Raw genomic sequence first — 26,159 nt, 5'->3', positions numbered from 1 at the left:
ATGAATCGGTCTATATTAGGAATTATATTTTTAGCTGTTTTAGCTTGGTTTATCTCTTCTACCTTATTTATTGTGGGAGAGCGAGATTATGCACTTGTTTTTAAATTAGGTGAATGGCAAAGAACCATTAGTGAACCTGGTTTGCATTTTAAATGGCCATCACCATTTCAAAACGTTATATATCTAGATAAGCGAATTCAAACTATTGAATCTGGTGATACAGAGCGTATCCAAACTTCAGAGAAGAAAAATCTGATTATTGACTCTTATATTAAGTGGAAAATTAATGATCCTTTGAGATTTTATATTTCATTTGGACCAAATGCGGAAAATGCTCAATCACGTTTAGGTGCTCAGATTAGAGATGCCCTAAATGCTTCAGTTAACACTAGAACAGTTCGTGCAGTTATCTCACAAGAGCGTGATGTTGTGATGGCTGAAATTCTTAAGAATGTTGAGGAAAGAGCTAAACCTCTTGGAATACAAGTTGTAGATGTAAGGCTTAAAAGAATTGAGTTTTCTCAAGAAGTCTCTGATTCAGTTTATAACCGTATGCAAGCTGAACGTAAAGAAGAAGCCAATAGTCTTCGAGCAAATGGTTTTGCTGAATCTGAAAAAATCAGAGCTGACGCAGACCGACAAGTTAAAGAAATCATAGCTAAAGCACAGGCCGATGCCGAAATAACTAAAGGTACAGGGGATGCTATTGCTACTGAAATTTATGCAAAAGCTTACGGAAAAAACCCTGAATTCTATAGTTTCTATAACAGCTTAAATGCTTATAAAAACAGTTTTACATCCAATAAAGATTTGATGGTTATTGACCCAAGCTCAGATTTCTTCAAATATCTAAAACAACCTAGTCGAGGAAGTTCTAATTAAGGTGAGCATATGAAAAATGTTGTTGTAATTGGAACTCAATGGGGCGATGAGGGAAAAGGTAAAATAGTCGACTGGCTCTCTGAAAACGTCTTTGGTGTTGTTAGATTCCAGGGCGGTCATAATGCGGGTCACACTCTATGGATAAACGGCAAAAAAACTATTTTGCGATTAATTCCATCTGGGATTATGCATCCTAAAACTCAATGTTTTATAGGAAATGGTGTAGTACTAAGCCCAGAAGCAGTATTGTCTGAAATAGCCGAATTAGAAGATGCGGGAGTTGAAGTTAGATCTCGATTACACATATCCGAGGCGGCTACGTTAGTATTGCCATATCATATTGCTATTGATCAAGCCAGGGAGCTAGCCAGGGGCGAAAACAAAATAGGCACAACAGGTAGGGGCATTGGCCCCGCTTATGAGGACAAAGTTGCCCGTAGAGCTCTTCGTATTCAAGACTTATATGATGAAGAAGTACTTGAAAAGAAACTGAAATCTGTTCTAAGTCTTCATAACTTTATTCTGAAAGAAAGATACCAGCTGGATGAAATTGTTTTTGAAGACCTTTTAGCTCAACTTAAGGACTGGGCAAAAGAACTTAAACCAATGGTTTCTGATGTTTCTTATGATTTATACAATCATCTTAAAGAAGGAAAAAATTTTCTTTTTGAAGGTGCTCAAGGTTCTCTTTTGGATATTGACCATGGAACTTATCCATTTGTCACTAGTAGTAATTGTGCCGCAGGAACGGCTTCCGCTGGGGCTGGTATAGGTCCCCAGCATCTGAATTATATTTTGGGTATCACCAAAGCGTATACCACTAGAGTTGGTTCAGGACCATTTCCAACAGAACTTACTGACGAATTAGGTTCTCATATTGCCTCTGTTGGACAGGAGTTTGGTTCGGTGACTGGAAGACCTCGACGTTGTGGTTGGTTTGATGCCGTTGCATTAAAAAGAAGCGCTATATTTAATGGTATTTCAGGTCTATGCGTTACAAAGCTTGATGTTTTAGATGGACTCAAGGAAGTAGGTATTTGCGTTGGTTACGAATTTGAGGGTAAAACAATAGATGTTCTTCCTTATGGAGCTTCCAAAGTATCTAAAGTTAAACCTATTATTGAGATGTTACCTGGATGGAATGAATCAACTAAAGGCGTAACTAATTACGATGACTTACCTTCTAATGCAAAAAAATACCTCAAATGCATGGAAGAAGTTAGTGGAGTTCATATTGCTATGATTTCTACTGGTCCTGATCGAAATGAAACTATTATGATTAAAAATCCCTTGGAATAGATATGAGTTCTAATCTTCCTGAAAGTACAGATACTGATTTATGGGTTTCTTGGGATGAATATAATCATCTTATAGAAAAATTAGCTTTTGAAGTTTACAAATCTGGCTGGAAATTTGACCAAATTATTTGTTTAGCACGTGGTGGGGTAAGAGTGGGCGATGTTTTGTCTAGAATTTTTGATGTTCCATTAGGAATATTAGCAACAAGCTCGTACCGTGAGGCTGCTGGCACTGTTCAAGGACAACTTGATATTGCGAAATTTATAACTATAACTAAGGGTACTTTACAAGGTAAGGTTTTGCTAGTAGATGATATGGTTGATACTGGACTCACTTTTAGTAAAGTTCAGGAACATTTGAAAAAGGAGTTTCCTAATATTGAGGAGATGAAATCTGCTGTATTATGGTTTAAGGGTCACTCTAGCATAACCCCTGATTACTACATAGATAAACTTCCTAACAATCCTTGGATTCATCAACCCTTTGAGGAATATGACTCTATTCGTCCTCATCAGTTAGAGGCATGGATTAGAAAAGGTAGTTCAGCTAAGTAGTTTTTAAGATACAACTTGTCGTAAGCTATTGACTCTAAACAAGATTTGAAATTATAATAATAAACTTTATAAATTTTGAATTACCCAGCAATTTTAGGTGGTGAAATTTTTTTGTTGGGCTTTTTTAGCTTTTGAATCAACTATTTATTAATTTAAGGAATTTTAATTTATATGCCTAGTGTTCGCCTTAAGGAAAATGAACAATTCGAATCAGCTCTACGTCGTTTTAAACGCACCATCGAAAAAACTGGTTTATTAACAGATCTTCGTGCTAGAGAGTTTTACGAAAAACCAACAACAGAGCGTAAACGTAAACATGCTGCCGCAGTAAAACGTCATCACAAACGTATCCGTAGTCAGCAGCTACCTCCACGCTTGTACTAATTTGTTATCATATCGGTACACTTAGTACCTTATAAATTTCATATAGCAGCTAAGTTTTCTAACTAGCTGCTTTTTTTGTCTTTATTATGTCGGATACTTTTACTAACGAGCTTATTGAGAAAACTGATATTGTTAGTGTTATTGGTGAATATGTTCAGCTAAAAAAAGATGGCTCGGGATACTCTGGTCTATGTCCATTTCATAATGAGAAATCACCCTCATTCAAAATAAATACTACTGGTCAGTATTTCCATTGTTTTGGATGTCATGCAGGGGGAAACGTTATCTCATTTTTAATGAAACATAATCACATGACATTTAGAGAGGCTCAAGAATTCTTGGCTAAGCGATTAGGCATTCCAATTCCATCATATTCAAAATTAACACCACAACAGATACAAGAGAGAAATTCAGCCAAAACTAAACAGGAGCTTATGTATGAATGTTTAAGGCAAGCACAAAGTTTTTATATAGATATGTTTGCGAAAAGTCATGAAGCTAAGTCATATATAGAAAAAAGGGGATTGAGTGATGAAACTATTAAAAAATTCGGAATCGGATGGAGTGGCTCAGAATATAGAAACCTAGCCCATAAATTTCCAAACTACGACGATAAAATTTTGGTAGATGTGGGTTTGGTAATTCAAAAAGAAGATTCAAGTAAATATGATAGATTTAGAAATCGAGTCATGTTTCCTATACTTAATGATAGAGGGCAAATTATAGGTTTTGGCGGTCGCACATTAGGGGATGAGAAACCGAAATATCTTAATTCACCTGAGACTGAAGTTTTTCATAAAAGCGATGAACTCTATGGCCTTTTTGAAAATAAAAAAGGTATAAACACAAGCAAAAAAGCACTTGTTGTAGAAGGGTATATGGATGTTATTTCCCTGAATCAACATGGAATAGACTTTGCCGTTGCCACCTTAGGTACAGCAACAAGTCAATCTCATCTACGTAAGTTATACAGATATACATCAAAAATTATTTTTTGTTTTGATGGAGATGAAGCGGGAAAGAATGCGGCATGGAAAGCATTAAACGAGTCTTTGCTGGTTTTAGATGAGAGGCATGAGCTTAGATTTTTATTTCTACCTAGTGATCATGACCCTGACTCGTATATACGAGAGTTTGGTAGATCCAAGTTTACAAAATTTATTGAATCTTCATTATCGCTGACCAAATTTTGGTTAAATGAGCTCAAAAGTAGGTTTAGGCTATATGAGGCCGAAGGCAGAGCTAGTTGTATTAACTTTGTGCGTCCTATGCTTAGAAATGTTCGCAAATCTGCTATGAAAACTCAGATTGAGAGGGAGATAGCTAGTCTTTTGCAGCTAACTCATGAGGAGTTTTTAAAAGATTTGGGCATTGATTTTGAGGGGGCAAAAAAAACTTTTCCTGCACAGATTTCTAAACGTTCATTTTCTCAACCTAAGGTTAGAAAACAAGTTGAATCTTTGGAGCGAAAATTTATTAAGTTGGTGGCAATGAAACCGTCTATCACCAACAAAATTTCCTCAAATGTACTTGTATTTTTAAATCTACTCCCCAAATATAGATTAGTCTATGAATTAATCACTTTGATTCGTAAGCACAATATTGAAGTTTTTAGTCAATTGTTCAATATAAATGAAATCAGCTCTGATTTAAAAATAGTTCTTGAGAGTATTATTTCTAATGAATTCGATGAAATCGAGGACGAAAATTCTGAAAGTTTGCTTCAAAGTATTCTAATCAAAGTTGAATTGGAATTACTGGATAGTCAAATACAGAAATTGGCTAGTAATAAAGATATGGATGACTCGAAAAAAACTCTGCTATTACAAGGCCTTAGTCAGCGATTTAATTTTCTTAAAAATCATTAATTTACGTTATAATAATTAGTTAATTTTTTAGTTAAGGGATAAGGTCTAAGCGTGAAAAAGCAAGTTAAAAAAGAGAGTTCTAAAGTTTCTACTAAAGCTACTAATACAAAGACTTCAGCGACTGCGACTAAGAAAACTGCACCTATAGCAGCTGCAGTGAAGTCAGCATCTAAGGCCGTCCCTAAAACCACTAGTAAGCGAGTTAACACTAAAACTAAGGCGGTCACATCAAAGCCTGCTGTTAAAACTTCAACTAAAACCGTTGCTTCTAAATCAGCAAGTTCTAAAACGAAGGCTGTTGCCTCTAAGCCTGCAGCTAAATCTATGACTAAAGCCGCTACAAAGCCTGCTACTAAAGCTGCTACATCAAAATCAAGTACTAGATCAACTACTTCTAAATCTACTGCTAGTAAATCAGTGGCCAAAGCCAACACTAAATCTACTACTAGAGCGGCTTCAAAATCGACTTCAAAATCAGCTTCAAAAGTGGCTTCTAAAACTGCTTCTAAAGCCCCAACCAAACAAACTAGTAAGGGCGTAACTAAAGTAAGTTCTAAAACTGCTGCTAAGAGCACGCCTAAAACAGTTGTTAAAGCAACATCTAAAACAGCAGCTTCAAAATCTGCTGCTAAAGCTAAAACTCGTACCGCTAAACAATCAAATAAAACATCGGCATCTAAGACTAAATCTGAAGTTGTGAAATCAACTAAAAAGCAATCTACACCAAAACCGACACGTCAAACTGTAAGTAGTTCCGATATTGATGATTTATTAGCTATTACTAATGAAGACGACGATTTCATGCCTAAAATATCTCGTCGCGGTCGTAAGCCTGGTAGTAAAAATGCCCCTAAAGCTCAATCAAAAAATGCTGACGATTTGGATTTAGTAGATCCATCAGATGATGATTCAGAAAATATAGATGATATAGACGAGTCCGTTGCCAGAGGAGCTAAAGGCTCACGTAGTAGAGCAGAAAACAAAAAAATTATAGACGAAGAAAGGCGTCAACTTATTCGTTCTTTAATTAAGCAAGGTAGAGATCAGGGCTATCTTACATATGCAGAAATTAACGATGTTCTATCTGATGATATCGTTGATACAGAACAGATGGAGTCTATGGTCACCACACTCGGTGATATGGGCATTCCAGTATATGAAGAAGCACCTAATGCTGAGGATCTCATTCTAGCCGAGCCGTCAAATATCAACGATGACGATGATGTGGACGATGAAGCTGAGGTTGCATTAACAACAGTGGACTCTGACTTTGGTCGTACTACAGACCCAGTACGTATGTATATGCGTGAGATGGGTTCAATCGAATTATTGAATAGATCTAAAGAGATTGAAATTGCGAAAATGATTGAAGAGGGCCTTAAACATATGGTTATGGCTATTGCATCTTCACCTACGACAATTCATGAAATTCTCGAACATATTCAAAAAGTTAAAGAGGGTAAAGCTCAGATTGAAGAAATTGTTGATGGTCTTATGACCGATGATGGCGAAGAGTATGCTGGCTCTGGTGCATCAGATACAGATGAAGATACTGAAGAAGCTCAAACAGGTGGCATGAGTAGCGGTCAAATTGAAAAATTACGTGAAGAGTCATTAGCTAAATTTGATCGAGTTCAAAAAGCCTACGATAAGATGATGAAGGAATACGAAAAAGGTCGTTTCCAATCTCCTGCATATAACAAGGCTAATCAAGAAATTCACGATGAAATATCAGGTGTGAGATTCACCGCCAAAATGGTAGAAAAATTAGCTGAGAAACTTCGCAAGCAAATTGAAAGAGTACGTTCTTTAGAAAAAGATATGCTTAAAGTTTGCGTGGACAAGGTAGGTATGCCTCGTGAGCACTTTATTGATTCATTCCCTGGAAATGAAACTAATTTGGATTGGGTAAATTCTGAGCTTAAGAAAAAACCTAAATATGCTGAAAAACTTGAGAGATCTGTTCCTGATATTCATGAAATTCAGCAGAAGTTCATTGATCTAGAAAAAGAAGTTATCCTTCCTATTAAGGAGCTTAAAAACGTTAATAAACGCATGGTAAATGGCGAAGCTAAAGCGAAAAAAGCTAAACACGAAATGATTGAAGCAAACTTACGTTTGGTTATTTCAATTGCTAAGAAATATACTAATCGTGGGTTGCAATTCTTGGACTTAATCCAAGAAGGAAATATCGGCTTGATGAAAGCGGTGGATAAATTTGAATATCGTCGCGGTTATAAATTTTCAACATACGCAACATGGTGGATTCGTCAAGCTATTACCAGATCCATTGCCGACCAAGCGAGAATTATCCGTATTCCAGTTCATATGATTGAGACAATTAACAAAATCAATCGTATAACCCGTCAAATACTTCAAGAGACTGGTGTGGAGCCAGATTCAGCTATGCTTGCTGAAAAAATGGATATGCCAATTGAGAAAATTCGCAAAATTCTCAAAATATCTAAAGATCCTATTTCTATGGAAACTCCGATTGGAGATGATGATGATTCACATCTTGGAGACTTTATTGAAGATACATCGACCCTATCTCCAGAAGAGGCCGCTTTACAACGCTCTATGACAGAAGTATTTGATGAAGTAATTAACTCACTTACCCAGAGAGAAGGTAAAGTTCTTCGCATGCGCTTTGGTATTGGTATGAGTTCAGATCAAACCCTCGAAGAAGTAGGTAAGCAGTTTGATGTTACACGTGAAAGAATACGTCAAATCGAAGCTAAAGCGATACGCAAGCTAAAACATCCTAGTCGAGCAGATAAGCTTAGAAGCTTCTTGGAAAATAATTAATTTTTTGGGTCAGTCTTTCTGACCCTTTTTTATTTCTTCTAAAAGTCTAGATGCGGGTTCATAGCCCTTTTGACTCGATGCTTCTAAGTATTGTGTGGCAATGCTCACGTTTCTCTCCACTTTTTTCCCTTCATTGTAAAGAGTGCCCATCAAGTACTGTGCTTTAACAATGCCCTCATCTGCTGCTTGTTTTAAAAAATGTATGGCTTCTTTAGGTTTAGATTCAGTGCCAATGCCCTCTAAGAGCATATACCCCCACACTCCCTTTGCACTGGAATCATTACGATAAGCAGCATTTTCGGCCCAATTTGCGATTTGTTCAGCTAATTCAGATTTGGGATGTTTTGCTGCATCTGACAATAGTATCTGAGAGAGTTTACTTTCAGCTGGAACATAGTATTGATTCGCTGAGAGGACCAGCCACTTTAAACCAGTTTCTTCATCTTTGCGAAAATAATGCCCTGATAAATATGCTAGGCCAAGTGAATACTGAGCTTTAGGATCACCCTTAGTAGCTTGCTCACAAAGTTCCTCCATATTGTAGTCTAGGGCCTCTAAACCATGAGGCTCAGCCATAGCAAAATCAGTTATAACTTTTAAAAACTTTTTGAAGAATTTGGACATTTAATTGGTAGGCGATACTGGAATCGAACCAGCGACCTCTACGATGTCAACGTAGCGCTCTAACCAGCTGAGCTAACCGCCTGTAAAATAGATTGGTATTGTATTGTAAAACATCTATGAATATCAATAAAATCCATCCTAGTTGGCAAAGTTTTTTTTACGAAGAAATGACAAAACCCTATTTCAAGTCTCTTCTTCGCAACATCGAGCAAGCAAGACAGAAGTGCATTGTCTATCCGCCTGAGGAGAGCGTATTTTCAGCTTTCAAGCTAACTGCCCTCGATCAAATAAAAGTCGTTATTCTGGGTCAAGATCCATATTTTAATGATGGCCAAGCGCATGGATTAGCGTTTTCGGTGCAGAAAGGGGTAGCATTGCCACCTTCATTAAAAAATATTTTTCAAGAACTTCAGCAATCCATCCCAAACTTTGTTTTACCTACTCACGGATGCCTTGAAAAATGGGCTTCTCAGGGCGTTATGCTTTTGAATGATGTGCTTACTGTAGAGCGGGGCAAACCAAATTCGCATAAAGGTTTTGGTTGGGAAATATTCACAAAAAATGCCATATTAAAAATTAATTCCGAATGTGAGAATGTAGTTTTTTTGCTTTGGGGTGGCAATGCCAAAGCTAAGTCTCCGCTACTAGATAACCATAAACACCTAATTCTTGAAAGCCAGCATCCATCGCCATTATCGGCTTATCGTGGTTTTCTTGGTAATATGCATTTTGCTAAGGCTAATACTTACCTTGAAGCACATAATAAGCAAGCCATTGACTGGTCTTTGGAGTAGGACATTTTTATCCATCATCATTGTTACGAATTGGCAGTGTTCAATAAATAATTCAAACTGTAGTCACCTTTTTAACAGGAGACTACTATGCAAATTGTTTTACAAAATCCACAAAAACCTCTCGTAAAAAAACAGAGTCTTAAGCGGCGTTTAGGTCAAGGTATGACCGAATACATTATTATCGTCGCTTTAGTATCTGTTGCAGCAATTGCAGTCTATCAGCTATTTGGTCAAGTAATTCGCTCTCAAACTGCTGCTATGGCCAAAGAGATTGCAGGAGAGGATGGTACTGCTCAATCGAAAAAAGCTCAAACTGCGGCGAAAAAAGCAGAATCTCAAACTTCTGCTAAGTCACTTAAAACTTTCACGGGTAATGCTAAGCAGGCTGGTGGCAGATAATGTTTGAATTGCCTTTGGGCAATCGCAAAGGTCAAGTCTTGGTGCTTGGCCTTGCATTGATTGCCATTGTTATTCTCAGTTTTCTTGGTATGTATAGAAATGGTCAGATCATTTCTAAGCGAACAAAATTAATACATGTTGTTGATCTTGCTTCATATTCAGGAGCTGTAGCCCATGCACGAGCTCTTAATATGCAAAGCTATATCAATCTTGCACAAACGGCAAATCAAATCGCTTTAGCACACTTAATTACACAAGGCTCATGGGTACAGTGGGGCCAAAATATGGGTAAGCGAGTCACGAAACGAAACCCGCAATCTGAATTAATTAATCGTTTTTTTGGCTCTAAATATTCGCAAGCTTATATAGCAGGAAAAAAAGCCCAAGTCGGAGCTAGTGCCCAAATTCAGGATTTAAAAGCTCAATTTGAAAAACATCAAAAAGTTATTAATGAAGTTTTATATAAAACAAGCATTGCCATACACGAAACCCAATTAGATATGAGGCGTCAGGCAATTAAGGAAGTAATTGAAGCTAACTTTAGCCCTTCAGAATTAAAAAGTATTTCTTGGAAACTTGAAAATATAGAAAACGAAGATATTTCAAGTGTTTTTAACCCTAAAGGGGAATATTTAAATTTCGTTCGCAATGTAAGTAAGAAATACAAATTTCTTAAACCTAGATATTTCTTAAAAAGTAGTCGGTTAACTCCAGTTTATAAGAAATGCCCAACCCTAAGACATCGACTAATTCGTCGAGGAGAAACAACTTTAAATAAAAATGGTGATTGGGAATCCATTGACACACAAAGCTTTCATTCATTGAGGAAGAGATTGAAACTCTCATGCTATTACCGCGAATATCCGATGGGATGGGGATATGCAGAGCATGACACCAGTCACATTGGTGATAATTTACCTCATGTTAAGGATCCTCCATCTGATTTTTCAGCAATAACCTTTATCAAATGGATTGATGAGAAAACTTCTGGATGGAATATTTTCGATACTTCAGAAAATGGTTTGGCAAATTCATATGCTTTAAAACAAGGCTTGAAATGGACTTCTGGAGGTTTAGTACCTTTTGTTGATATTACAAAAAAGAACAAAAAAAGTTCTTTTTTTAGATTAAGCATTAGAGATAGTGATGTTTTGGGGCATTCGGTAGAAGCTATATCAGCAGCTGAAGCGTATTTTGCTCAGTTTAGGAGAGATGATGAGTACCCAAATTTATGGCATCCGAATTGGCTAGCGAGGTTAAGGCAATGGAAATAAGAATGCGAAGGGGTCAGGCTTTAGTAGAAAGCTTTGTGTTTTTAATTGTTATGTCACTGTTTTTTATTGGAATTCCTTTCATAGGTAAGTTGGCAAATGATAAGCAATCTCTTCAAAATGAGAGTAGGTATATGGCTTTTCAATACGCCATTAGACTTGGAGAGGGAGCAAAAAGTATTTATGACTCAAGCTATAGCAACATAAAAAAACTCACCTCAAATGCCCAGCCTGGACAAGATTTAGCTAAATCAGAAATATTAAGAAACGAGTGGCAAATCGATGATAAGGGAATAATTAACTCCATAAGTCAGAAAAAAATCGTTGATAAAGCGAAAAGAAAGTTTCTTATCTCAAGCTTGGTTTTAGAGGAAGAAGCAAAATTAATCTTTGATACTGAGTATGAAATCAATGCCAAATTAGCACATAACAGATCGTCTCAGAGTAATACTGCGTGGAAAAAAGAAAATTCAAAAACACAGTCATTAGCAAAAAAATCGAACTCTTTATTAAGTCCAGTTGATAAGCCACTTAAAAGAACTCTTCCTGGGTTTGATTCTTATAAAGAATGGATTGGAGAAATACCAAGTAATCACAAAAAGGGGTTGCTAAATGTCTTTAATTAAACATTTTTTTATAACTCTTCTTTTGTCATTCATAAGCCTTTTATTGCTTATAAGTACGGCGTATTCCAGAACCATAGATGAAATTAAGTGGTTAGAGTCTAGTGTCACAAAGTCAGAACTAAAACTTAAATCGTCTCAAAATGGAATTGCTTTAAGTGTCTTTGAAATTGATTTAGATAAATCTTTAAACCAAATTCTAGATATTGTTTTAGATAAAGATATAGAAATTCATGCCATAGACAGTGATTTATTTCTTATCTCACCAGAGAACTCACTTTCAGAAATACTTCTTATTACAGATTATGAAAAAAAGATTGATCAGAACAGCAATCTTAAAAGTGTTTATTTAAGTCGCATAACAAATCAAATTAGCAAATCAACTACTAAAAAAAAAGATTTCTTACCAGACTTTGAAATTCTATTTAGCAGTGTATCGAATCAATATGAAATTTATGTCTATGAAATTAATGGAGAGAAAAATATGAAAAATTACTTTGAATATCTGGCTTCAAGTGGATGGTTGGAGAAGTACAAGAAAACATTGCCACATAAAGACCTATCGGTTTGGCAAAGAAAGATTAATTCATCTAACGATACTTTATTTGTAGGAATGTTCAGAATTCGAGACCGAAAATATTTGTCGGTCGGAAAAATGACAAATTAGGTGCACCTATGATTCGGATAAAAAAGTCTTGGTATATCTTTGGATTTGCAGTAGGGGCGGGGCTACTGGCCACATTCTCTGCAAGTAAATATATGAAAGAGAAAATATCGCAAATTGAAGCAAATCATAGACAGGTCATGGTGCCGAGAATTGTTGCAGCTCATGATTTAAGTGTTGGTACTTCAATAGATTCAGCGGTATTAGCCGTACGAAAGATTCCTGAAACATGGATTAGTAGTGATAGTTTAAGTCCTGATGAATTTGAGAGAATTGAAGGGAAGGTTATAACTAGTCCATTGATGGCAGGTGATCCAGTTCTATGGGCTCATACGAGCACTATTAGCAGAAGGCCATTTTCTGAAAAGGTTGGGTTGGGACGAAGAGCAGTGACCATGCCAGTGGATACGATTAATTCGGTCTCTGGATTGATAGTGCCAGGAGATTTGATTGATCTATATGTATCTTTTAAATATAAGAATCGTGATATTACAGCTCCATTGCTGCAAGGGGTTTTGGTTTTAGCAACAGACAAAGAATCAAAGTTAACAAACGATGGAACCGAAAGAGAGTTTTCAACAGTTACTTTGGATACCTCGCCAGAAGAAGCAGCCAAATTAGTGGCTGCACGGCAGGATGGCGTTATTACGGCTTTCTTAAGAAACCCAGATGATAAGGAAGCAAGCCAGAAAGGTGTAAAAGGAGATTTGGCGAGTATCTTGGGCATTGCCACCAGTGGGCCAATTGTTAGGAAAAAAGCCTCTGTTATTTACGGAGATCAGGGTACAAAGAAAATGAGCGAAATAGCTCAGGCTGATGTAGAGCAAACACCAACAAAAGAAGAACTCTTGCAACAGGCTTTGATTGAACTTCCAGGCCAAAAAGATATTGTGAGTGCATGGATTAGTGAAAACTCTAAAAAAACAGAGATAGCAACCCCTCAGGATCAAAATATCTCATCAAAAGAGGAGGATCTTGAAAATGAGGAGTAGATTTAAAAATGTACTTGTAGGCCTTTTATTAGGGGCTGTAAGTGTTGTACAGGCTCAAGTGTCACAGAAAGCAAAATCCATAAAAATGGAAATTGGGCAAATTGAGGTACTTAATTTTCAGAGTATTGGTAGAGTTGCAGTTGGGAACAGTAAGCTTTTAAACGCAACTACCAGTGACGATAAAGAACTCGTTTTATTTGGATTAAGCGAAGGGTTTACTACGCTTCAAGTGTGGGATAAAAATGGAACAAGCAATAGCTATAGAGTGCTTATCGAGTCTGCGAATCAAAACAAAATGCTTCAAGATATACAGAAGATTTTGCGAAAAATTCCAAATGTACGAACTTCGATAATAGCCGATAAGGTGATTGTTGAAGGCGATAAGCTTTCTGATTTTGACAGACAGAAGGTTGTGCAACTAACTAAGCACTATCCGCAAATTATCGATATGTCGAGCCAAGTTGGGTGGGATGAGATGCTTATGATAGATGTACAAATTGTCGAGCTTCCGCGACAGTTTGTGCAGCAACTGGGGCTTAAATGGGGCACTTCGGCTGAAGGTGGCGTGCAGTTAGGCCTTACCTTTGAGGGCTCTTCGGGTACTAAAGCATCAGCATATAGGAGTAACTTATTGGCTTCTTCTCTTTCTAACGCAAATGCCATTGTCAATCCAGCTTTATTTGGTGGGATTAATGCTTTCTTGAATGCAAGTATAAATGCGATGGCTGTTGAGGGGCAAGCAGTAGTTTTAGCACAACCGCAATTGACAGCAAGAAATGGTACTACTGCAGAATTTCTAGCTGGTGGTGAAGTTCCTTATACGATGATTGATGATAAGGGGCAAACACAAACAGTTTTTAAACCTTATGGTGTTAGTTTAAATATCACACCAATTATTCAAAGAGATGGAACAATCAGATCAAAAATAAATGTTGAAGTTAGTGCCGTAGATACATCTATGAATCTAAATGGTGGTCCTGCTTTAAAAACTAGACGAACATCTACAGAATTTAATTCTAAGTCTGGTGAACCTATAGTTATCTCTGGGTTCATATCAAGAGATCAGATGCAGAGTATGTCTAAACTTCCTGGTATTGCAGAAACTCCCATCCTAGGTGAATTATTCAAATCAAGGAATTTTCAAAATAATGAAACTGAGCTTGTAATTATAGTTAGGCCTTATGTAGTAAAACCAAACGACAAGACTATGCAAAGACGTGTTCATAGGACGAAGACTATTTTGGATTCTTCATTTGAGCAAAAACCAATTTTAAATATTCCAATTGAGGCTGATGCAGAAAGACATTTCAAACCTAATACCAAAAAAATTAAATATATAAAAATGCAATCTAAAACGCATTATTTGCCACCAGTGGCACGAATACCCTTAACAAGACCATTTCCAGATAGATATTTAGAAGGTCCAAAGCCCACAAAAATGAAATTTCCTAAAAAAAATAAACGAGTTAGCCGAAGAAAATCAAGGGGGCGACGAAGATGATTGAACTAGATGTTACGTATGAAAACGGGACGAAGAAAAAGGTTATATTGCCACCTCCAATAAAAATAGGAAAAGGAGAAGAAAACGATCTTGTAATTAAATCATGGAGGGTATCTAAACATCACGCCACCATAACAAGAGACGATGGATTTGCTTTTATCAGCGATAACTACTCGTTACTAGGCGTATTTTTAAATGGCAGAAAAATTCAAACGCAGCAGAAATTAAAAATTGGAGACGAAATAATAATTGGACCTACAAAAATGAAGGTCTTACAAGTTCCTAAGAAAGAGCAAATCTCTAGATTAGAGACAAATCCTAAAGTAGAACCGATAAGTACTGCGAGAGAACAAGTTCCAAATAATATTCTGCGAATCCTACATGGAGAATTAATTTCTGCGATGGATTTACGAAAGCTCAAATCTACTCACGGTTCCACAAATGAATTACGACAAAGAGCCGATGAAGTTTTAGACCAAATAATTGAAGAAGGAACTGAGAGATTTTCATCGTTTAATAAAGAGGAGCTTAAAAAACTTGTTATTGATGAGGCGTTTGGTTTGGGGCCTTTAGAGGATTTGCTCAAAGATGAAGAAGTAAGTGAGATTATGGTCAACTCTCATAAAGATATATATGTTGAGAGGAGTGGGAGATTACAAAGAACAGATGTGTCCTTTTCAGGAGAGTCTGCTGTTTTAAGTGTAATAGATAGGATCGTTTCACCTTTGGGTCGAAGAATCGATGAAAATTCGCCTATGGTAGATGCAAGACTTAAGGATGGTTCACGTGTAAATGCCGTAATACCGCCTATTGCCTTAAAAGGTGCAAGCATAAACATACGTAAATTTTCAAAGAAAATTCTTGGTGTAAAGGCTTTGATTGAAAAAGGAACATTGACTTCCGAGATGGCAAGTTTTTTGAATTTTGCTGTTCTCAATAAGATGAATATTCTAATTTCTGGTGGTACAGGCACTGGTAAAACTACTGTATTAAATATTTTGACAGCGGCCATTCCTCACTCAGAGAGGCTTATTACGATTGAAGATGCAGCAGAACTTCAATTACAGCATCCTCACACAGTTAGTCTAGAAGCACGACCAGCTAATGCTGAGGGGCAGGGGCAGGTTACGATTCGAGATTTACTTCGAAATGCACTTAGAATGCGTCCCGATAGGATAGTTGTTGGAGAGTGTAGGGGGGCTGAGGCCTTTGATATGCTTTCTGCCATGAACACTGGACATGAGGGCAGTTTATCAACATTGCATGCAAACAGTCCACGAGAAGCTCTTAATAGACTTGAAACTATGATTCTTATGGCGTCTATGGAATTGCCATTAGCGGCGATACGAGAGCACATTGCCAGTAGTGTAGATTTTATTGTTCAACTCACAAGACTAAACGATGGACGCCGCATTGTTTCTAGCATTGTTGAAGTGGGTGGCGTGGATTCGGGCATTATTCAGCTTCAGGAGCTTTACACCTATAAGAAAGCCACAAATACATTTTCTTATTCAGGATTGATGCCTTCATCATTTGAAATTCTTCGTGAAAATGGTCAACCCATTCCTCAGACTATGTTTATATAAATATGGAATACTTTATTTTTATATTGGCGATATCTCTTGTATTTCTGTTTGCAGTTCTATTTACAATCGGATCAAAATACTTAGAGAAATACAAAAAGACATTCGATGTATCGATAGGTCAGAGTCTTTGGGAAAGCTTCATACTAATTCCAAGTGGCAAAATTTGGACAATGGCTGCTGTCATGGCTGTAGCTTTAGGCTTAGTTCTAATTTTATTAAGCGGATCGTGGTTATTGGCGGCTATCGTTTCAGTCGCAGTGTTATTTATCCCACCATTTGCTGCCAAAATGCTAATTCGAAAAAGACAGAAAAAGCTAATTCACCAATTTCCAGATTTCCTGCTTTCCCTTTCAAATGCCTTGAGATCTGGTGCAGGCCTTCAACATTCGATTAAGTTAATAAATGAGACAAGCGAAAAACCTATTTCACAAGAATTTGGACTTTTTTTACATCAAATAAGATTAGGAAGCACCATAGAGGAAAGTCTGACAGACCTACAAATAAGAAACCCTTCAATGAATATGAGCCAGTTTGTCACCTTAGTCAAAATTTCGTATAAGACAGGCGGGAATTTAGCTTCTATGTTGGAACTTCTTTCAAATAATATGCGTGAAAATAATCTTTTATTAAAAAAGATAGATGCCCTGACTAGCCAAAGCAGAATGCAATCTTGGATTATGTCTTTGCTACCCATATTCCTTCTTTTGGTATTGACAGATGTTGCCCCTGATTTAACGGACTACTTTTTCAAAAACAAATATGGTTACTTTGCTTTGTTTCTTATTTTTCTGATGGAAGTAGGCGGTGTTTTAACAATGCGTAAGCTCATGAAGATAAAGGTCGTATGATGTGGATGTCCTTAACTATTTTGATGGGCCTCTTTTGCTTAGCCGCATTATTCGTTGTTCTAATAGGAGATATGAGTCTTAGCGGTATTGGCTCTAAAGTTTTGAAATTACTGGGTTGGCAATTTGGGGCAGGATTAAATATATCTCTTGATCGCTCTGGACTAAGTTCGAAATGGTCTCCAGAAAAACTCGTTGGTATAGATACGGTAGTGATTATGCTTGAATTACTCCTGGCTCTATGGGTGCTTTTGTCTGGATTGTCATTGATATTTCTTTACTCGATTGCTATTTTGGTATTTGTCACCTTACTATGGCCAAAAGCCTATATAAAACGATATATATCAAGACGTAGAACAGAATTAGCTGAAATTTTTCCTTTCTTTTTGGACGTTTTAAGCGTAAGTTTATCTTCAGGACAAAACTTTACGATGAGCTTGCAGTATGCTTTAAATTCTATTCCTAATGGCGTGCTTAAAGATGAGTTGAATTTTACTATCCGAGAGATGCAGGCAGGGAAAGCAAGAATTGATGCTCTTGAGGATATGGCTGAAAGATCCGACCTACCAGTCGTACGCCAGTGGGTTAATAATATAAAGCAAGCAGATCAACTTGGCTTACAACTAGCTAGTGCATTTAGATCTCAAGCTACTTATATAAGAAAACAAAGATATCTAATGGCAGAAAAATTAGCTTTTGAAGCACCCGTAAAAATGCTTTTTCCTTTAGTGTTTTTTATATTTCCTTGTACATTTATTGTGCTTTTATTTCCTGTATTTATGCAGATTGCGGAAAGTTGGTAGTTTTATGAACTTTAAAAGAGTATATAGCTTTTGTTTAGGTGGCAATGTTCTCCGTATAGCTCTGGCCACTTCTTTTAAAGAAAGATTGGTTGGTATGATGGGTAGGTCAAAAGGAAGGAATTTTGATTTTCTTATATTTGAAAATTGCAATGCCATACATACTTTTGGAATGACAGAGTCTATTAGAGTAATTTTTTTAAATAAAGAACTAAATATAGTTAAAGAAAAAAACAAACTAGCTCCATGGAGGACCCTGATTTGTACGTCTGCTAGTTATGCAATCGAGGGTCCCCCATATGCCAGTAAGCACACCCAAATGGAGTCGGATTTTGTGGGTGTTTGGGGTGCTGGGTTCTGCTTAGAGAATGCAGAAATCATTAATTTAGTAAGAGCAATATTAAAAACTAAGAGTTAATGTAGGCCAAAATACTTATACATAATTTAGTTCCATAATGTATGCCTGGGATGACACAAGCCCACAAAGCTATAATCAAAAAATCTTCATATTTATGTAGAAATCTACCAAAATTAGAAGTAGTTTTAAGCGATTTTTTCTTGTAATTTAAATCAGTCATTTTAAACCCTGTATGGATTAACAGTGTTTTAATACTGTACATCTTTACAGTATTAATATCAACTGATTTTTTTAAAACTGCTGTAAATATTTACAGTGTGCCGAGTGTGGTTATTTTGGGTATAAATTATTGAATTTAATATAAAAACTAATTAAAATATATGGTTTATCATCCTCTTTAAGGGTTAAAAGATTACATGGGGTAATTTTAAAATTTTAGAAAAACATACCCATAAATGATGATTAAGGGATAAAAAATGAACTTATTACAAACTTTAGAGCAAGAAGAAATTGCTCGTCTTACAGGCGATAAGCCAGTAGTTGAATTTGCTCCAGGCGATACTGTAGTAGTAAATGTGAACGTAGTAGAGGGTAACCGCAAACGTGTTCAGGCCTATGAAGGTGTCGTAATCGCTAAAAGAAACCGTGGATTAAATTCAGCTTTTATTGTACGTAAAATTTCATCAGGTGAAGCTGTAGAGCGTACATTCCAACTATATTCTCCTCAAATTGCATCTATCGAAGTTAAACGTCGTGGTGCTGTGCGTCGTGCAAAACTTTACTACTTACGCAATCGTTCAGGTAAAGCTGCTCGTATTAAAGAGAAACTAGTAAGAAAAGCTACTGATAGTAATTAATTAATATCTCTCAGGAGCATTAATTTCAGCCAAGATGCGGGTATATAAATCATATCTCTCTTGGCTGATTTTCTTTGCATCTTTTGCCTCCAACAAAGAGCAGTTAGGCTCATTTAAGTGTTGGCAGTTATAAAACCTACAATTTCCAACAAATTCTTTAAATTCTGGAAATCCATCTAAAAGTTCATCTTGATTTAAGTGTTTAAGACCGAATGATTGAAATCCAGGTGAGTCTATAATTCGTCCTTCAAAATCCGAGATTTCATACATCTGAGTTGAGGTGGTAGTATGCTTACCGCTACCTAAAGCCTTCGAATGTTCTTGTGTAAAAGCTGAAGCCTCTTTTACAAGAATATTAAGTAAACTTGATTTGCCCATTCCACTTTGTCCAAACAATATAGATGTTTTTCCTTCAAAATAAGGCTTTAAAGATTCGATAACAGATTTAGGGGCTTTTTTTGATGTTTCTACAATATCAATTCCTAAGTTTTTATATAAAGATAGCTTCTCTCTAATGGTATCAACCCCATCTAGATCGATTTTATTTAGAATGATTAACGGATTTATCCCTTCGCTAAATGCAGCAATTATTGAGCGGCCTAGTAAATCAGTACTAAATTCAGGCTCAACACCTACTACTATTGCAAGTACATCTATATTGGATGCAAATAGTTTAGATCGCATATCATCCGAGCGATATAAAAGATTTCGTCTATCATGAATATTAGATATGACCGCTTCCTCGGAATCAGCACCCTCAGGAAATTCAAGATCAACAAAATCACCTACACAAATTCCTGATTTTTTACCTTTAACATAGCAATGAAAAATTTGCTCAACACCTTCGAATTTGGCTTTTACTTTAAAGTTTTTACCAAATGCAGATATGACTTGAGCCTCAATGGCATTATCCATTTTCATCGCTTAAAATATTTTGAATTTAAAGAAAAGGTTATTTTAATGCCAAATAAATCAAATCGTATGGTATGGCTTGATATGGAGATGACAGGCCTAAATCCAGATATCGACAGGATATTAGAAGTTGCTGTAATAATAACGGAAGACGATTTATCTGTAGTAGCAGAAGCTCCAGTCTACGTTATTCATCAAGACGATGCTTTACTAAACTCTATGGATAACTGGAACACCTCCACTCATACGAAATCAGGGCTAGTAGCTAAGGTTAAGGAATCTAAATTAAATGAGGCTCAAGTAGAAGAAGCTTTACTTGATTTTTTTAAAAAGCATATTCCCGAGGGCACCGTGCCACTGTGTGGCAATTCTGTGAATCAAGACAGACGTTTTATGTTCAAGTATATGCCACGTCTGGAAAAATATTTGCACTATAGAACTGTGGACGTATCAACTTTCAAGGAATTAGCAAAAAGATGGAAACCTGATGTTTACAAAGCCTTTAAAAAGAAAAGTAAACATGAGGCTCTAGCAGATATCTACGAATCGATAGAAGAACTTAAACATTATCGTGAGCATTTTATAAAGGAATAGCATTGCCAACTAACATAAGTGCTATTGCGGGTATAGGAACCGATATTATTTACATGTCTCGCATCCAAAATACATTCGAGCGATTTGGTCAGAAATTCGTAAAGCGTATTTTAGGAAATCAAGAACAAGAGGTGTTCAAAAGTAGGTATTCAAGAGATCGTAAAAGAGGCATTCGATATATAGCAACTAGATTTGCGGCAAAAGAAGCATTTTCAAAGGCTATAGGTTTGGGTATACGTAGTCCAATGGCATGGACTCGGGTTCAAATTCTTAATGCATCAAGTGGAAAGCCTTCATTAACTTTTAGTGAACCGTTGAAATCCTGGTACGAAGAGCGTTTTGGGCTTGGTCATGTATCACTTACGGATGAAGCGGATATAGTAATGGCATTTGTAATTTTGGAGAGAAAGGTTTGATATGGCAGGTCCTGTAATTGTTGATATTGAGGGTTTTGAATTAAATGACCGCGAGAGAGTACGCCTGCAGCATCCCCTTGTTGGTGGGATGATTTTATTTTCAAGAAATTATAAAAATCCAGGCCAGTTACAAAAATTAACGTCTCAAATACGTGAAGCCAGGGCTGCAGCCAAAGATCCTAAAGTGAGTAGATCTAAGATTCTTATAACCGTTGATCATGAGGGTGGTAGGGTTCAACGATTCAAAACAGAAGGGTTTACACATATCCCAGCTATGGCTAGCCTAGGCTGTATCTATGATCAAGATCCTTTAAGGGCCATACGCATTGCCACAGAAACTGCATATGTAATGGCTATAGAGTTGTTATCATGTGGCGTCGATTTTTCCTATACTCCTGTATTGGATTTAAATTATGGAGTTAGTTCGGTAATAGGGGATAGGTCATTTCATAGAGATCCAAAAATTGTCTCGATATTATCGCGTGCATTTGTGCAAGGGCTAGCTAAAGCAGGAATGTCTTGCTGTGGGAAGCATTTTCCTGGGCATGGCTTTGTAGAAGCGGATTCACATATCGCCATACCTGAAGATAATCGCACACAAGATGAAATTTTGGGTGAAGACGTGAAGCCATATGAATGGCTGGGCGACTTGGTATTGCCATCAGTAATGCTTGCTCATGTAATCTATAAAAAGGTAGATAAGCACAATGCATGCTTCTCAAAAGTTTGGATACAAGATATTTTACGCAGCAAGCTTGGATACGATGGTTTGATTTTTTCCGATGACTTAACTATGGAAGGTGCAAGTTATATAGGAGATATTACAGCTCGCGGGCAAGCAGCATTGGATGCAGGGTGTGATATGGTTATGGTATGTAATAAGCCTGACTTAGCCGATGAATTGCTTGCTAATTTGAGATATAACCCTAATCAAAATCCCCATTTAGAGCGAAGATTAGAAGAACTTTATCCCAAATATAAAGTTTGTAGTTGGGAAAACTTAGGGCAAAATGTAGCTTATAAAAATGCAAGATCCGCAACAGATAAAGTCTTTTCTTAAAGAACTTCCAGATTTGCCTGGTGTTTATAGGCATATCGATGCAAGTGATACAGTTCTATATGTAGGAAAGGCAAAAAATCTTAAGAAAAGAGTTAGTCAATATTACGCTAAAACCATTCAAAGTCCCCGCGTAGCCTTAATGATGGCTAAGGTGGTGCGTACTGAATATACTATTACGAATTCAGAATCAGAAGCACTAATTCTCGAAAATAATCTAATTAAAAGCTTGCATCCTCGATATAACATTCTATTTCGTGACGATAAAACTTATCCATTTTTAAAGTTTAGTGCCCATGATTTTCCTCAGATATCTTTTTATCGTGGTGCTACAAATAAACCAGGTAAATACTTTGGACCTTATCCTAATGGATATGCTGTAGGGCAAACGATTGAAGTACTCCAAAGAGTTTTTAGGCTAAGAACGTGTAACGACAGCGTTTTTCAGAATCGCTCACGACCTTGTATGCAATACCAAATAAAGCGCTGCTCAGCCCCTTGCACTGGATTTATAACTAAAGACGAATACGAAAATGATATAAAAAATGCGATCGATTTTTTAGATGGCAAGGCTCCCGAAGTTCTCAAAAATATTGAAAGCAAAATGATGATGGCTTCAGATATTATGAATTATGAGCTAGCCGCAATTTATAGGGACCAGATTAAAGCTCTAGGTACTGTTATGAATTCGCAATCTATGGAAGTTAATCCAAAGATTAATTGCGATATCATTGCCATCGAACAAATTGAAGGGAAGGTTTGTATAAATCTTGCCATGGTACGCAAAGGAAGGCATCTGGGAGACAAATCCATGTTTCCAACGCAAGTTAATGCAGATGAAGCATCGACCATACTTGAGGCGTTTATAAGCTCGCACTATCTTAGTCACGAAATTCCATCTATGCTTGTGTTGTCACATGAATTGATGGATAGGGGTGTAATAGATATTTTTGAAGAAAAATATCATAAAAAAGTACGTGTTGTCGCAAGGCCAAATGCTTTGCAAAAATCGTGGCTTGAGCTGGCCATTAAAAATGCTCAGTTAGCATTGTCGCGTGAAATAAACGAATCGACCAAGGCTGAAAAGAGGACATTGGCACTGGCGGAGACTTTGGGGTATGCAACAGATTCAGACGCACTAAATTCACTATCGATTGAATGCTTCGACATAAGCCACACATCGGGTGAGGCGACGCAAGCCTCATGTGTTGTTTATCAATTTCATGATATGCAATCATCAAGATATCGTCGATACAATATTCACGGCATTACAGAGGGCGATGATTACGCGGCCATGGAGCAGGTTTTGACACGCAGGTATAGCAGTTTTTTAAAAGAGGGTGTTGATTTGCCTGATATTGTTCTTATTGATGGAGGTAAGGGGCAAATTGGTGTGGCTAAGCGAGTGTTTGAGGACTTGGGACTAGATTTAAGTAAAATTGTAGGGGTCGCAAAGGGAGAGGGGCGTAAAGTGGGCCTTGAGACACTTCATTTTGTTGATGGAAGAGCTCCGCTTGAACTTGGGGTACAATCGATGGCCTTGATGCTTATAGCCTCTATTCGTGATGAAGCACATCGCTTTGCGATTACGGGTATGCGTTCACGTCGTGCTAAGCAGCGCAATGTATCCAGACTTGAGGATATTGATGGGGTCGGTCCTAAGCGGCGTCAAAAGCTTCTTGCGAGATTTGGTGGGTTTACAGAGGTGTGTAATGCTAGTATTGCAGACTTACAGTCTGTGGATGGTATCTCTCGTGAGATAGCCGAAAAAATTTATTATGCTCTGAGGTAGTTAATGAAAAATATACCAATGGCTCTCACGTGGATGCGAGTGTATTTTATTCCATTGTTTTTGCTTTGCTATGTCCTACCAATTGATTGGTTTGGGACGAATCAATCCTCTTTTATTATCCGCGACTCAATTGCTACGGCTTTATTTGTCATTGCCTCACTAACTGATTATCTTGATGGTTATCTTGCTCGCAAATGGAATCAAACTACATCTTTCGGAGCGTTTCTAGATCCAGTAGCAGATAAGCTTATGGTTTGTGCGGCATTGCTTATTTTGTTATTTTTAGGGAGAGTATCAGTACTGATCGTATTCGTGATCATTGCCAGAGAGATTATTGTATCGGCCCTAAGGGAGTGGATGGCCCAAAGAAATGCAAGAGATAAGGTTGCCGTGAATTCATTGGGTAAATGGAAGACTGCAACTCAAATGATGGCAATCCCTATGTTACTTTTAGGCTCTTTTGGTTATCATTGGATTCATTATGTAGGGCAGGTTTTAATAATTTGTGCCACAATTTTAACTATTGTCTCCATGTGGGTTTATCTTAAAGCTGCATGGCCAATTATGAAAACTAACAATTAAATTTGCTAGGAGTATTAAATGAAAGTTTTAGTCCCTGTAAAAAGGGTAGTCGATTTCAATATTAAAGTTAGAGTTAAATCGGATAACTCTGCAGTTGATACAGAAAATTTAAAAATGTCTATGAACCCTTTTGACGAGATAGCTGTTGAAGAAGCTTCACGACTTAAAGAGGCGGGAAAAGTTTCCGAAATCGTTGCTGTTACTGTGGGTATCGCTCAAGCTCAGGATCAGCTTCGCTCAGCTATGGCCATGGGAGCAGATAGGGGCGTTTTAGTAGAAACAAACGAAGATGTTCAACCACTAGGAATCGCTAAACTTCTGAAGGAAGTTGCTACTAAAGAAGATGTAAAACTAATTTTATTAGGCAAACAGGCTATCGATGATGATTCAAATCAAACTGGTCAAATGTTAGCTGCTTTACTTGATTGGCCTCAAGCTACATTCGCAAGCAAAATAGAACTATCGGACGATAAGGCAGTAGTTACACGTGAAATAGATGGTGGGCTTGAAACATTAGAGATTGCTTTGCCAGCGGTAATTACTGTGGATTTACGTTTAAATGAACCACGGTTTGCTACTCTACCTAAAATTATGCAAGCTAAGAAAAAGCCGATCGATAAATTGACTCCTGCAGAATTATCTGTTGATGTTACGCCTAAAGTTAAAACAATTAAGGTTACTGAACCTGCTACTCGTTCGGGTGGAGAGATACTCCCAGACGTTGCCACTTTAGTTGATAAATTAAGAAATGAGAAAAAGGTGATTTAATGAAAGTATTAGTTGTAGCGGATTTCGAGCAAGGCACCCTTAAACCATCTACTTTATCTACCATCGCTGCCGCTCAAAAAATATCAAGCGAAATTGATTTGCTTATTGCAGGAAAGGGCGTTGAATCTGTATCTTCAGAAGCTTCGCAAATTCAAGGAATCTCTAAAGTTTTGATTGCAGATGGGGATTCATTAGCGAATTTGTTAGCAGAAAATTTAAGCAAACAAGTTATATCTATTGCTGATTCTTATTCTCATATTCTTTTTTCAGCTAGCTCTGTAGGAAAAAGCACTGCACCAAGAGTGGCTGCAAATCTTGATATTCCTCAGGTATCAGAAATTACGGCGGTGCTTGATGCCCAAACATTTGAGAGACCGATTTACGCCGGAAATGCTATAGCAACTGTTCAAACAACTGAGCCAAAAGTAGTATTAACTGTTCGTTCAACTGCATTTGATGCGGTACAAGCCACTGGAGGTTCTGCTTCTGTAGAAAGTTTGCAAGCAGTTGAGGCTGATGCTCGCGTAAAATTTATATCTCAAGAGATGACTAAAAGTGAACGTCCAGAACTCTCAGATGCAAAAATTGTTATCTCTGGTGGTAGAGCTTTAGGAAGTGCCGAAAACTTTACGATGCTTTATGACCTTGCAGATAAGTTAGGTGCCGCAGTAGGTGCTTCACGTGCAGCCGTTGATATGGGATTTGCCCCTAATGACCTTCAAGTTGGTCAGACTGGGAAAATCGTGGCCCCACAACTTTATATAGCTGTCGGAATCTCAGGAGCTATCCAGCATCTTGCGGGCATGAAAGATTCTAAAGTGATCGTTGCTATAAATAAGGACCCTGAGGCACCAATCTTCAATATAGCTGATTATGGTCTAGTTGGGGATTTATTTGAAATAATCCCACAACTAAACGCTTCTCTTTGA

General features: G+C 37.2%; 28 protein-coding genes and 1 tRNA gene. 25 read left to right on the top strand and 4 right to left on the bottom strand.

Annotated elements, in window-relative coordinates; genetic code table 11:
- The 5 genes from hflC to dnaG all read left to right on the top strand — a co-directional run bounded on the left by hflC (position 1) and on the right by dnaG (position 4,987).
- The gene (hflC, locus tag T432_RS0100890; protein WP_015551660.1) at positions 1–882 is read left to right on the top strand and encodes a protease modulator HflC; all 882 of its coding nucleotides are present in this window, start codon (positions 1–3) and stop codon (positions 880–882) included.
- Between the two features lie 9 nt (positions 883–891).
- A complete protein-coding gene (locus T432_RS0100885; protein WP_028883788.1) occupies positions 892–2,181 on the top strand; it encodes an adenylosuccinate synthase in 1,290 nt (429 codons plus the stop codon).
- A gap of 2 nt (positions 2,182–2,183) precedes the next feature.
- Positions 2,184–2,735 carry a phosphoribosyltransferase gene (locus T432_RS0100880; protein WP_014111437.1) on the top strand — a complete coding sequence of 184 codons (552 nt, stop codon included), beginning with the start codon at positions 2,184–2,186 and terminating at the stop codon, positions 2,733–2,735.
- A 171-nt stretch (positions 2,736–2,906) separates the two neighbouring features.
- Positions 2,907–3,119 carry a 30S ribosomal protein S21 gene (gene rpsU, locus T432_RS0100875; RefSeq protein WP_013522669.1) on the top strand — a complete coding sequence of 71 codons (213 nt, stop codon included), beginning with the start codon at positions 2,907–2,909 and terminating at the stop codon, positions 3,117–3,119.
- A gap of 86 nt (positions 3,120–3,205) precedes the next feature.
- Positions 3,206–4,987 carry a DNA primase gene (gene dnaG / locus T432_RS0100870; protein ID WP_028883787.1) on the top strand — a complete coding sequence of 594 codons (1,782 nt, stop codon included), beginning with the start codon at positions 3,206–3,208 and terminating at the stop codon, positions 4,985–4,987.
- Here dnaG and T432_RS08620 read toward each other — a convergent pair.
- On the bottom strand, positions 4,984–5,508 hold the full coding sequence (locus T432_RS08620; protein WP_028883786.1) for a hypothetical protein: 525 nt from the start codon (positions 5,506–5,508) through the stop codon (positions 4,984–4,986). The genes dnaG and T432_RS08620 overlap by 4 nt on opposite strands.
- On the opposite strand from T432_RS08620, the gene rpoD reads away from it, so the two are divergent.
- The gene (rpoD, locus tag T432_RS0100860) at positions 5,474–7,795 is read left to right on the top strand and encodes an RNA polymerase sigma factor RpoD (protein WP_028883785.1); all 2,322 of its coding nucleotides are present in this window, start codon (positions 5,474–5,476) and stop codon (positions 7,793–7,795) included. The two genes, T432_RS08620 and rpoD, sit on opposite strands and share 35 nt — an antisense overlap.
- Positions 7,796–7,804: 9 nt before the next feature.
- Here rpoD and T432_RS0100855 read toward each other — a convergent pair whose 3' ends face one another.
- Together T432_RS0100855 and T432_RS0100850 are read right to left on the bottom strand one after the other, a co-directional pair.
- Positions 7,805–8,419 (bottom strand): tetratricopeptide repeat protein, encoded by a 615-nt coding sequence (locus T432_RS0100855; protein ID WP_028883784.1) that lies wholly within the window; start codon positions 8,417–8,419, stop codon positions 7,805–7,807.
- Between the two features lie 5 nt (positions 8,420–8,424).
- Positions 8,425–8,501, bottom strand: a tRNA-Val gene (locus T432_RS0100850).
- 34 nt (positions 8,502–8,535) lie between these two features.
- Between T432_RS0100850 and ung the strand changes: the two genes are divergently transcribed.
- The 12 genes from ung to rplS all read left to right on the top strand — a co-directional run bounded on the left by ung (position 8,536) and on the right by rplS (position 19,109).
- Positions 8,536–9,213 (top strand): uracil-DNA glycosylase, encoded by a 678-nt coding sequence (ung, locus tag T432_RS0100845; RefSeq protein WP_044970983.1) that lies wholly within the window; start codon positions 8,536–8,538, stop codon positions 9,211–9,213.
- An 87-nt stretch (positions 9,214–9,300) separates the two neighbouring features.
- Positions 9,301–9,612, top strand: a complete 312-nt coding sequence (locus T432_RS07845; protein WP_014111442.1) for a Flp family type IVb pilin — start codon at positions 9,301–9,303, stop codon at positions 9,610–9,612.
- The gene (locus T432_RS0100835) at positions 9,612–10,886 is read left to right on the top strand and encodes a Tad domain-containing protein (RefSeq protein WP_028883781.1); all 1,275 of its coding nucleotides are present in this window, start codon (positions 9,612–9,614) and stop codon (positions 10,884–10,886) included. The genes T432_RS07845 and T432_RS0100835 overlap by 1 nt, the downstream gene beginning before the upstream one ends.
- A gap of 2 nt (positions 10,887–10,888) precedes the next feature.
- Complete coding sequence (locus T432_RS0100830) at positions 10,889–11,509, top strand: hypothetical protein (protein ID WP_248646249.1); 621 nt, start codon at positions 10,889–10,891, stop codon at positions 11,507–11,509.
- Positions 11,496–12,173: a hypothetical protein gene (locus T432_RS0100825; protein WP_028883779.1), complete on the top strand. Its 678-nt coding sequence runs from the start codon at positions 11,496–11,498 to the stop codon at positions 12,171–12,173. Before T432_RS0100830 ends, T432_RS0100825 begins: the two co-directional genes overlap by 14 nt.
- Before the next feature lie 8 nt (positions 12,174–12,181).
- The gene (gene cpaB / locus T432_RS0100820; protein ID WP_028883778.1) at positions 12,182–13,162 is read left to right on the top strand and encodes a Flp pilus assembly protein CpaB; all 981 of its coding nucleotides are present in this window, start codon (positions 12,182–12,184) and stop codon (positions 13,160–13,162) included.
- Positions 13,152–14,663 carry a type II and III secretion system protein family protein gene (locus tag T432_RS0100815; RefSeq protein ID WP_028883777.1) on the top strand — a complete coding sequence of 504 codons (1,512 nt, stop codon included), beginning with the start codon at positions 13,152–13,154 and terminating at the stop codon, positions 14,661–14,663. The genes cpaB and T432_RS0100815 overlap by 11 nt, the downstream gene beginning before the upstream one ends.
- Positions 14,660–16,249: a TadA family conjugal transfer-associated ATPase gene (locus tag T432_RS0100810; RefSeq protein ID WP_014111448.1), complete on the top strand. Its 1,590-nt coding sequence runs from the start codon at positions 14,660–14,662 to the stop codon at positions 16,247–16,249. Before T432_RS0100815 ends, T432_RS0100810 begins: the two co-directional genes overlap by 4 nt.
- 2 nt (positions 16,250–16,251) lie before the next feature.
- Positions 16,252–17,097, top strand: coding sequence for a type II secretion system F family protein (locus tag T432_RS0100805; protein ID WP_028883776.1), 846 nt, complete (start codon positions 16,252–16,254; stop codon positions 17,095–17,097).
- 71 nt (positions 17,098–17,168) lie between these two features.
- A complete protein-coding gene (locus tag T432_RS0100800) occupies positions 17,169–17,897 on the top strand; it encodes a type II secretion system F family protein (protein WP_248646248.1) in 729 nt (242 codons plus the stop codon).
- A gap of 4 nt (positions 17,898–17,901) precedes the next feature.
- Positions 17,902–18,312, top strand: a complete 411-nt coding sequence (locus T432_RS0100795) for a DUF192 domain-containing protein (protein WP_028883774.1) — start codon at positions 17,902–17,904, stop codon at positions 18,310–18,312.
- Between the two features lie 416 nt (positions 18,313–18,728).
- Entirely contained in the window at positions 18,729–19,109 is a 381-nt protein-coding gene (gene rplS, locus T432_RS0100785) for a 50S ribosomal protein L19 (RefSeq protein WP_028883773.1), read from the top strand.
- On the opposite strand, the gene rsgA is transcribed toward rplS, so the two are convergent.
- Complete coding sequence (gene rsgA, locus T432_RS0100780; protein WP_028883772.1) at positions 19,110–20,030, bottom strand: ribosome small subunit-dependent GTPase A; 921 nt, start codon at positions 20,028–20,030, stop codon at positions 19,110–19,112. It abuts the gene before it with no gap.
- Positions 20,031–20,069: 39 nt separating this feature from the next.
- On the opposite strand from rsgA, the gene orn reads away from it, so the two are divergent.
- From orn to T432_RS0100745, 7 genes are read left to right on the top strand one after another with little or no spacing between them, the layout of a single operon-like run.
- Positions 20,070–20,615 (top strand): oligoribonuclease, encoded by a 546-nt coding sequence (orn, locus tag T432_RS0100775; RefSeq protein ID WP_015551014.1) that lies wholly within the window; start codon positions 20,070–20,072, stop codon positions 20,613–20,615.
- Between the two features lie 2 nt (positions 20,616–20,617).
- Positions 20,618–21,031 carry a holo-ACP synthase gene (gene acpS / locus T432_RS0100770; protein ID WP_028883771.1) on the top strand — a complete coding sequence of 138 codons (414 nt, stop codon included), beginning with the start codon at positions 20,618–20,620 and terminating at the stop codon, positions 21,029–21,031.
- 1 nt (position 21,032) lies between these two features.
- On the top strand, positions 21,033–22,091 hold the full coding sequence (gene nagZ / locus T432_RS0100765) for a beta-N-acetylhexosaminidase (protein ID WP_028883770.1): 1,059 nt from the start codon (positions 21,033–21,035) through the stop codon (positions 22,089–22,091).
- Positions 22,057–23,880: an excinuclease ABC subunit UvrC gene (gene uvrC, locus T432_RS0100760; RefSeq protein WP_028883769.1), complete on the top strand. Its 1,824-nt coding sequence runs from the start codon at positions 22,057–22,059 to the stop codon at positions 23,878–23,880. Before nagZ ends, uvrC begins: the two co-directional genes overlap by 35 nt.
- A 3-nt stretch (positions 23,881–23,883) precedes the next feature.
- A complete protein-coding gene (gene pgsA, locus T432_RS0100755) occupies positions 23,884–24,462 on the top strand; it encodes a CDP-diacylglycerol--glycerol-3-phosphate 3-phosphatidyltransferase (protein ID WP_028883768.1) in 579 nt (192 codons plus the stop codon).
- A gap of 18 nt (positions 24,463–24,480) precedes the next feature.
- Complete coding sequence (locus T432_RS0100750) at positions 24,481–25,230, top strand: electron transfer flavoprotein subunit beta/FixA family protein (RefSeq protein WP_028883767.1); 750 nt, start codon at positions 24,481–24,483, stop codon at positions 25,228–25,230.
- Positions 25,230–26,159 (top strand): electron transfer flavoprotein subunit alpha/FixB family protein, encoded by a 930-nt coding sequence (locus T432_RS0100745; RefSeq protein WP_028883766.1) that lies wholly within the window; start codon positions 25,230–25,232, stop codon positions 26,157–26,159. Before T432_RS0100750 ends, T432_RS0100745 begins: the two co-directional genes overlap by 1 nt.

The sequence above is a fragment of the Taylorella asinigenitalis ATCC 700933 genome, from assembly GCF_000687755.1.
GTDB lineage: Bacteria > Pseudomonadota > Gammaproteobacteria > Burkholderiales > Burkholderiaceae_B > Taylorella > Taylorella asinigenitalis.
The sequence above is the reverse complement of the archived record's forward strand: the minus strand, read 5'-3'. Positions and strand labels throughout refer to the sequence as shown.

What these genes read in the sequence shown, in the direction of transcription:
- hflC (WP_015551660.1), top strand. Translation starts at nt 1, where the DNA reads ATGAATCGGTCTATATTAGGAATTATATTTTTAGCTGTTTTAGCTTGG.
- T432_RS0100885 (WP_028883788.1), top strand. Translation starts at nt 892, where the DNA reads ATGAAAAATGTTGTTGTAATTGGAACTCAATGGGGCGATGAGGGAAAA.
- T432_RS0100880 (WP_014111437.1), top strand. Translation starts at nt 2,184, where the DNA reads ATGAGTTCTAATCTTCCTGAAAGTACAGATACTGATTTATGGGTTTCT.
- rpsU (WP_013522669.1), top strand. Translation starts at nt 2,907, where the DNA reads ATGCCTAGTGTTCGCCTTAAGGAAAATGAACAATTCGAATCAGCTCTA.
- dnaG (WP_028883787.1), top strand. Translation starts at nt 3,206, where the DNA reads ATGTCGGATACTTTTACTAACGAGCTTATTGAGAAAACTGATATTGTT.
- T432_RS0100855 (WP_028883784.1), bottom strand. Translation starts at nt 8,419, where the DNA reads ATGTCCAAATTCTTCAAAAAGTTTTTAAAAGTTATAACTGATTTTGCT.
- ung (WP_044970983.1), top strand. Translation starts at nt 8,536, where the DNA reads ATGAATATCAATAAAATCCATCCTAGTTGGCAAAGTTTTTTTTACGAA.
- T432_RS07845 (WP_014111442.1), top strand. Translation starts at nt 9,301, where the DNA reads ATGCAAATTGTTTTACAAAATCCACAAAAACCTCTCGTAAAAAAACAG.
- T432_RS0100835 (WP_028883781.1), top strand. Translation starts at nt 9,612, where the DNA reads ATGTTTGAATTGCCTTTGGGCAATCGCAAAGGTCAAGTCTTGGTGCTT.
- T432_RS0100830 (WP_248646249.1), top strand. Translation starts at nt 10,889, where the DNA reads ATGCGAAGGGGTCAGGCTTTAGTAGAAAGCTTTGTGTTTTTAATTGTT.
- T432_RS0100825 (WP_028883779.1), top strand. Translation starts at nt 11,496, where the DNA reads ATGTCTTTAATTAAACATTTTTTTATAACTCTTCTTTTGTCATTCATA.
- cpaB (WP_028883778.1), top strand. Translation starts at nt 12,182, where the DNA reads ATGATTCGGATAAAAAAGTCTTGGTATATCTTTGGATTTGCAGTAGGG.
- T432_RS0100815 (WP_028883777.1), top strand. Translation starts at nt 13,152, where the DNA reads ATGAGGAGTAGATTTAAAAATGTACTTGTAGGCCTTTTATTAGGGGCT.
- T432_RS0100810 (WP_014111448.1), top strand. Translation starts at nt 14,660, where the DNA reads ATGATTGAACTAGATGTTACGTATGAAAACGGGACGAAGAAAAAGGTT.
- T432_RS0100805 (WP_028883776.1), top strand. Translation starts at nt 16,252, where the DNA reads ATGGAATACTTTATTTTTATATTGGCGATATCTCTTGTATTTCTGTTT.
- T432_RS0100800 (WP_248646248.1), top strand. Translation starts at nt 17,169, where the DNA reads ATGAGTCTTAGCGGTATTGGCTCTAAAGTTTTGAAATTACTGGGTTGG.
- T432_RS0100795 (WP_028883774.1), top strand. Translation starts at nt 17,902, where the DNA reads ATGAACTTTAAAAGAGTATATAGCTTTTGTTTAGGTGGCAATGTTCTC.
- rplS (WP_028883773.1), top strand. Translation starts at nt 18,729, where the DNA reads ATGAACTTATTACAAACTTTAGAGCAAGAAGAAATTGCTCGTCTTACA.
- rsgA (WP_028883772.1), bottom strand. Translation starts at nt 20,030, where the DNA reads ATGAAAATGGATAATGCCATTGAGGCTCAAGTCATATCTGCATTTGGT.
- orn (WP_015551014.1), top strand. Translation starts at nt 20,070, where the DNA reads ATGCCAAATAAATCAAATCGTATGGTATGGCTTGATATGGAGATGACA.
- nagZ (WP_028883770.1), top strand. Translation starts at nt 21,033, where the DNA reads ATGGCAGGTCCTGTAATTGTTGATATTGAGGGTTTTGAATTAAATGAC.
- uvrC (WP_028883769.1), top strand. Translation starts at nt 22,057, where the DNA reads ATGCAAGATCCGCAACAGATAAAGTCTTTTCTTAAAGAACTTCCAGAT.
- pgsA (WP_028883768.1), top strand. Translation starts at nt 23,884, where the DNA reads ATGAAAAATATACCAATGGCTCTCACGTGGATGCGAGTGTATTTTATT.
- T432_RS0100750 (WP_028883767.1), top strand. Translation starts at nt 24,481, where the DNA reads ATGAAAGTTTTAGTCCCTGTAAAAAGGGTAGTCGATTTCAATATTAAA.
- T432_RS0100745 (WP_028883766.1), top strand. Translation starts at nt 25,230, where the DNA reads ATGAAAGTATTAGTTGTAGCGGATTTCGAGCAAGGCACCCTTAAACCA.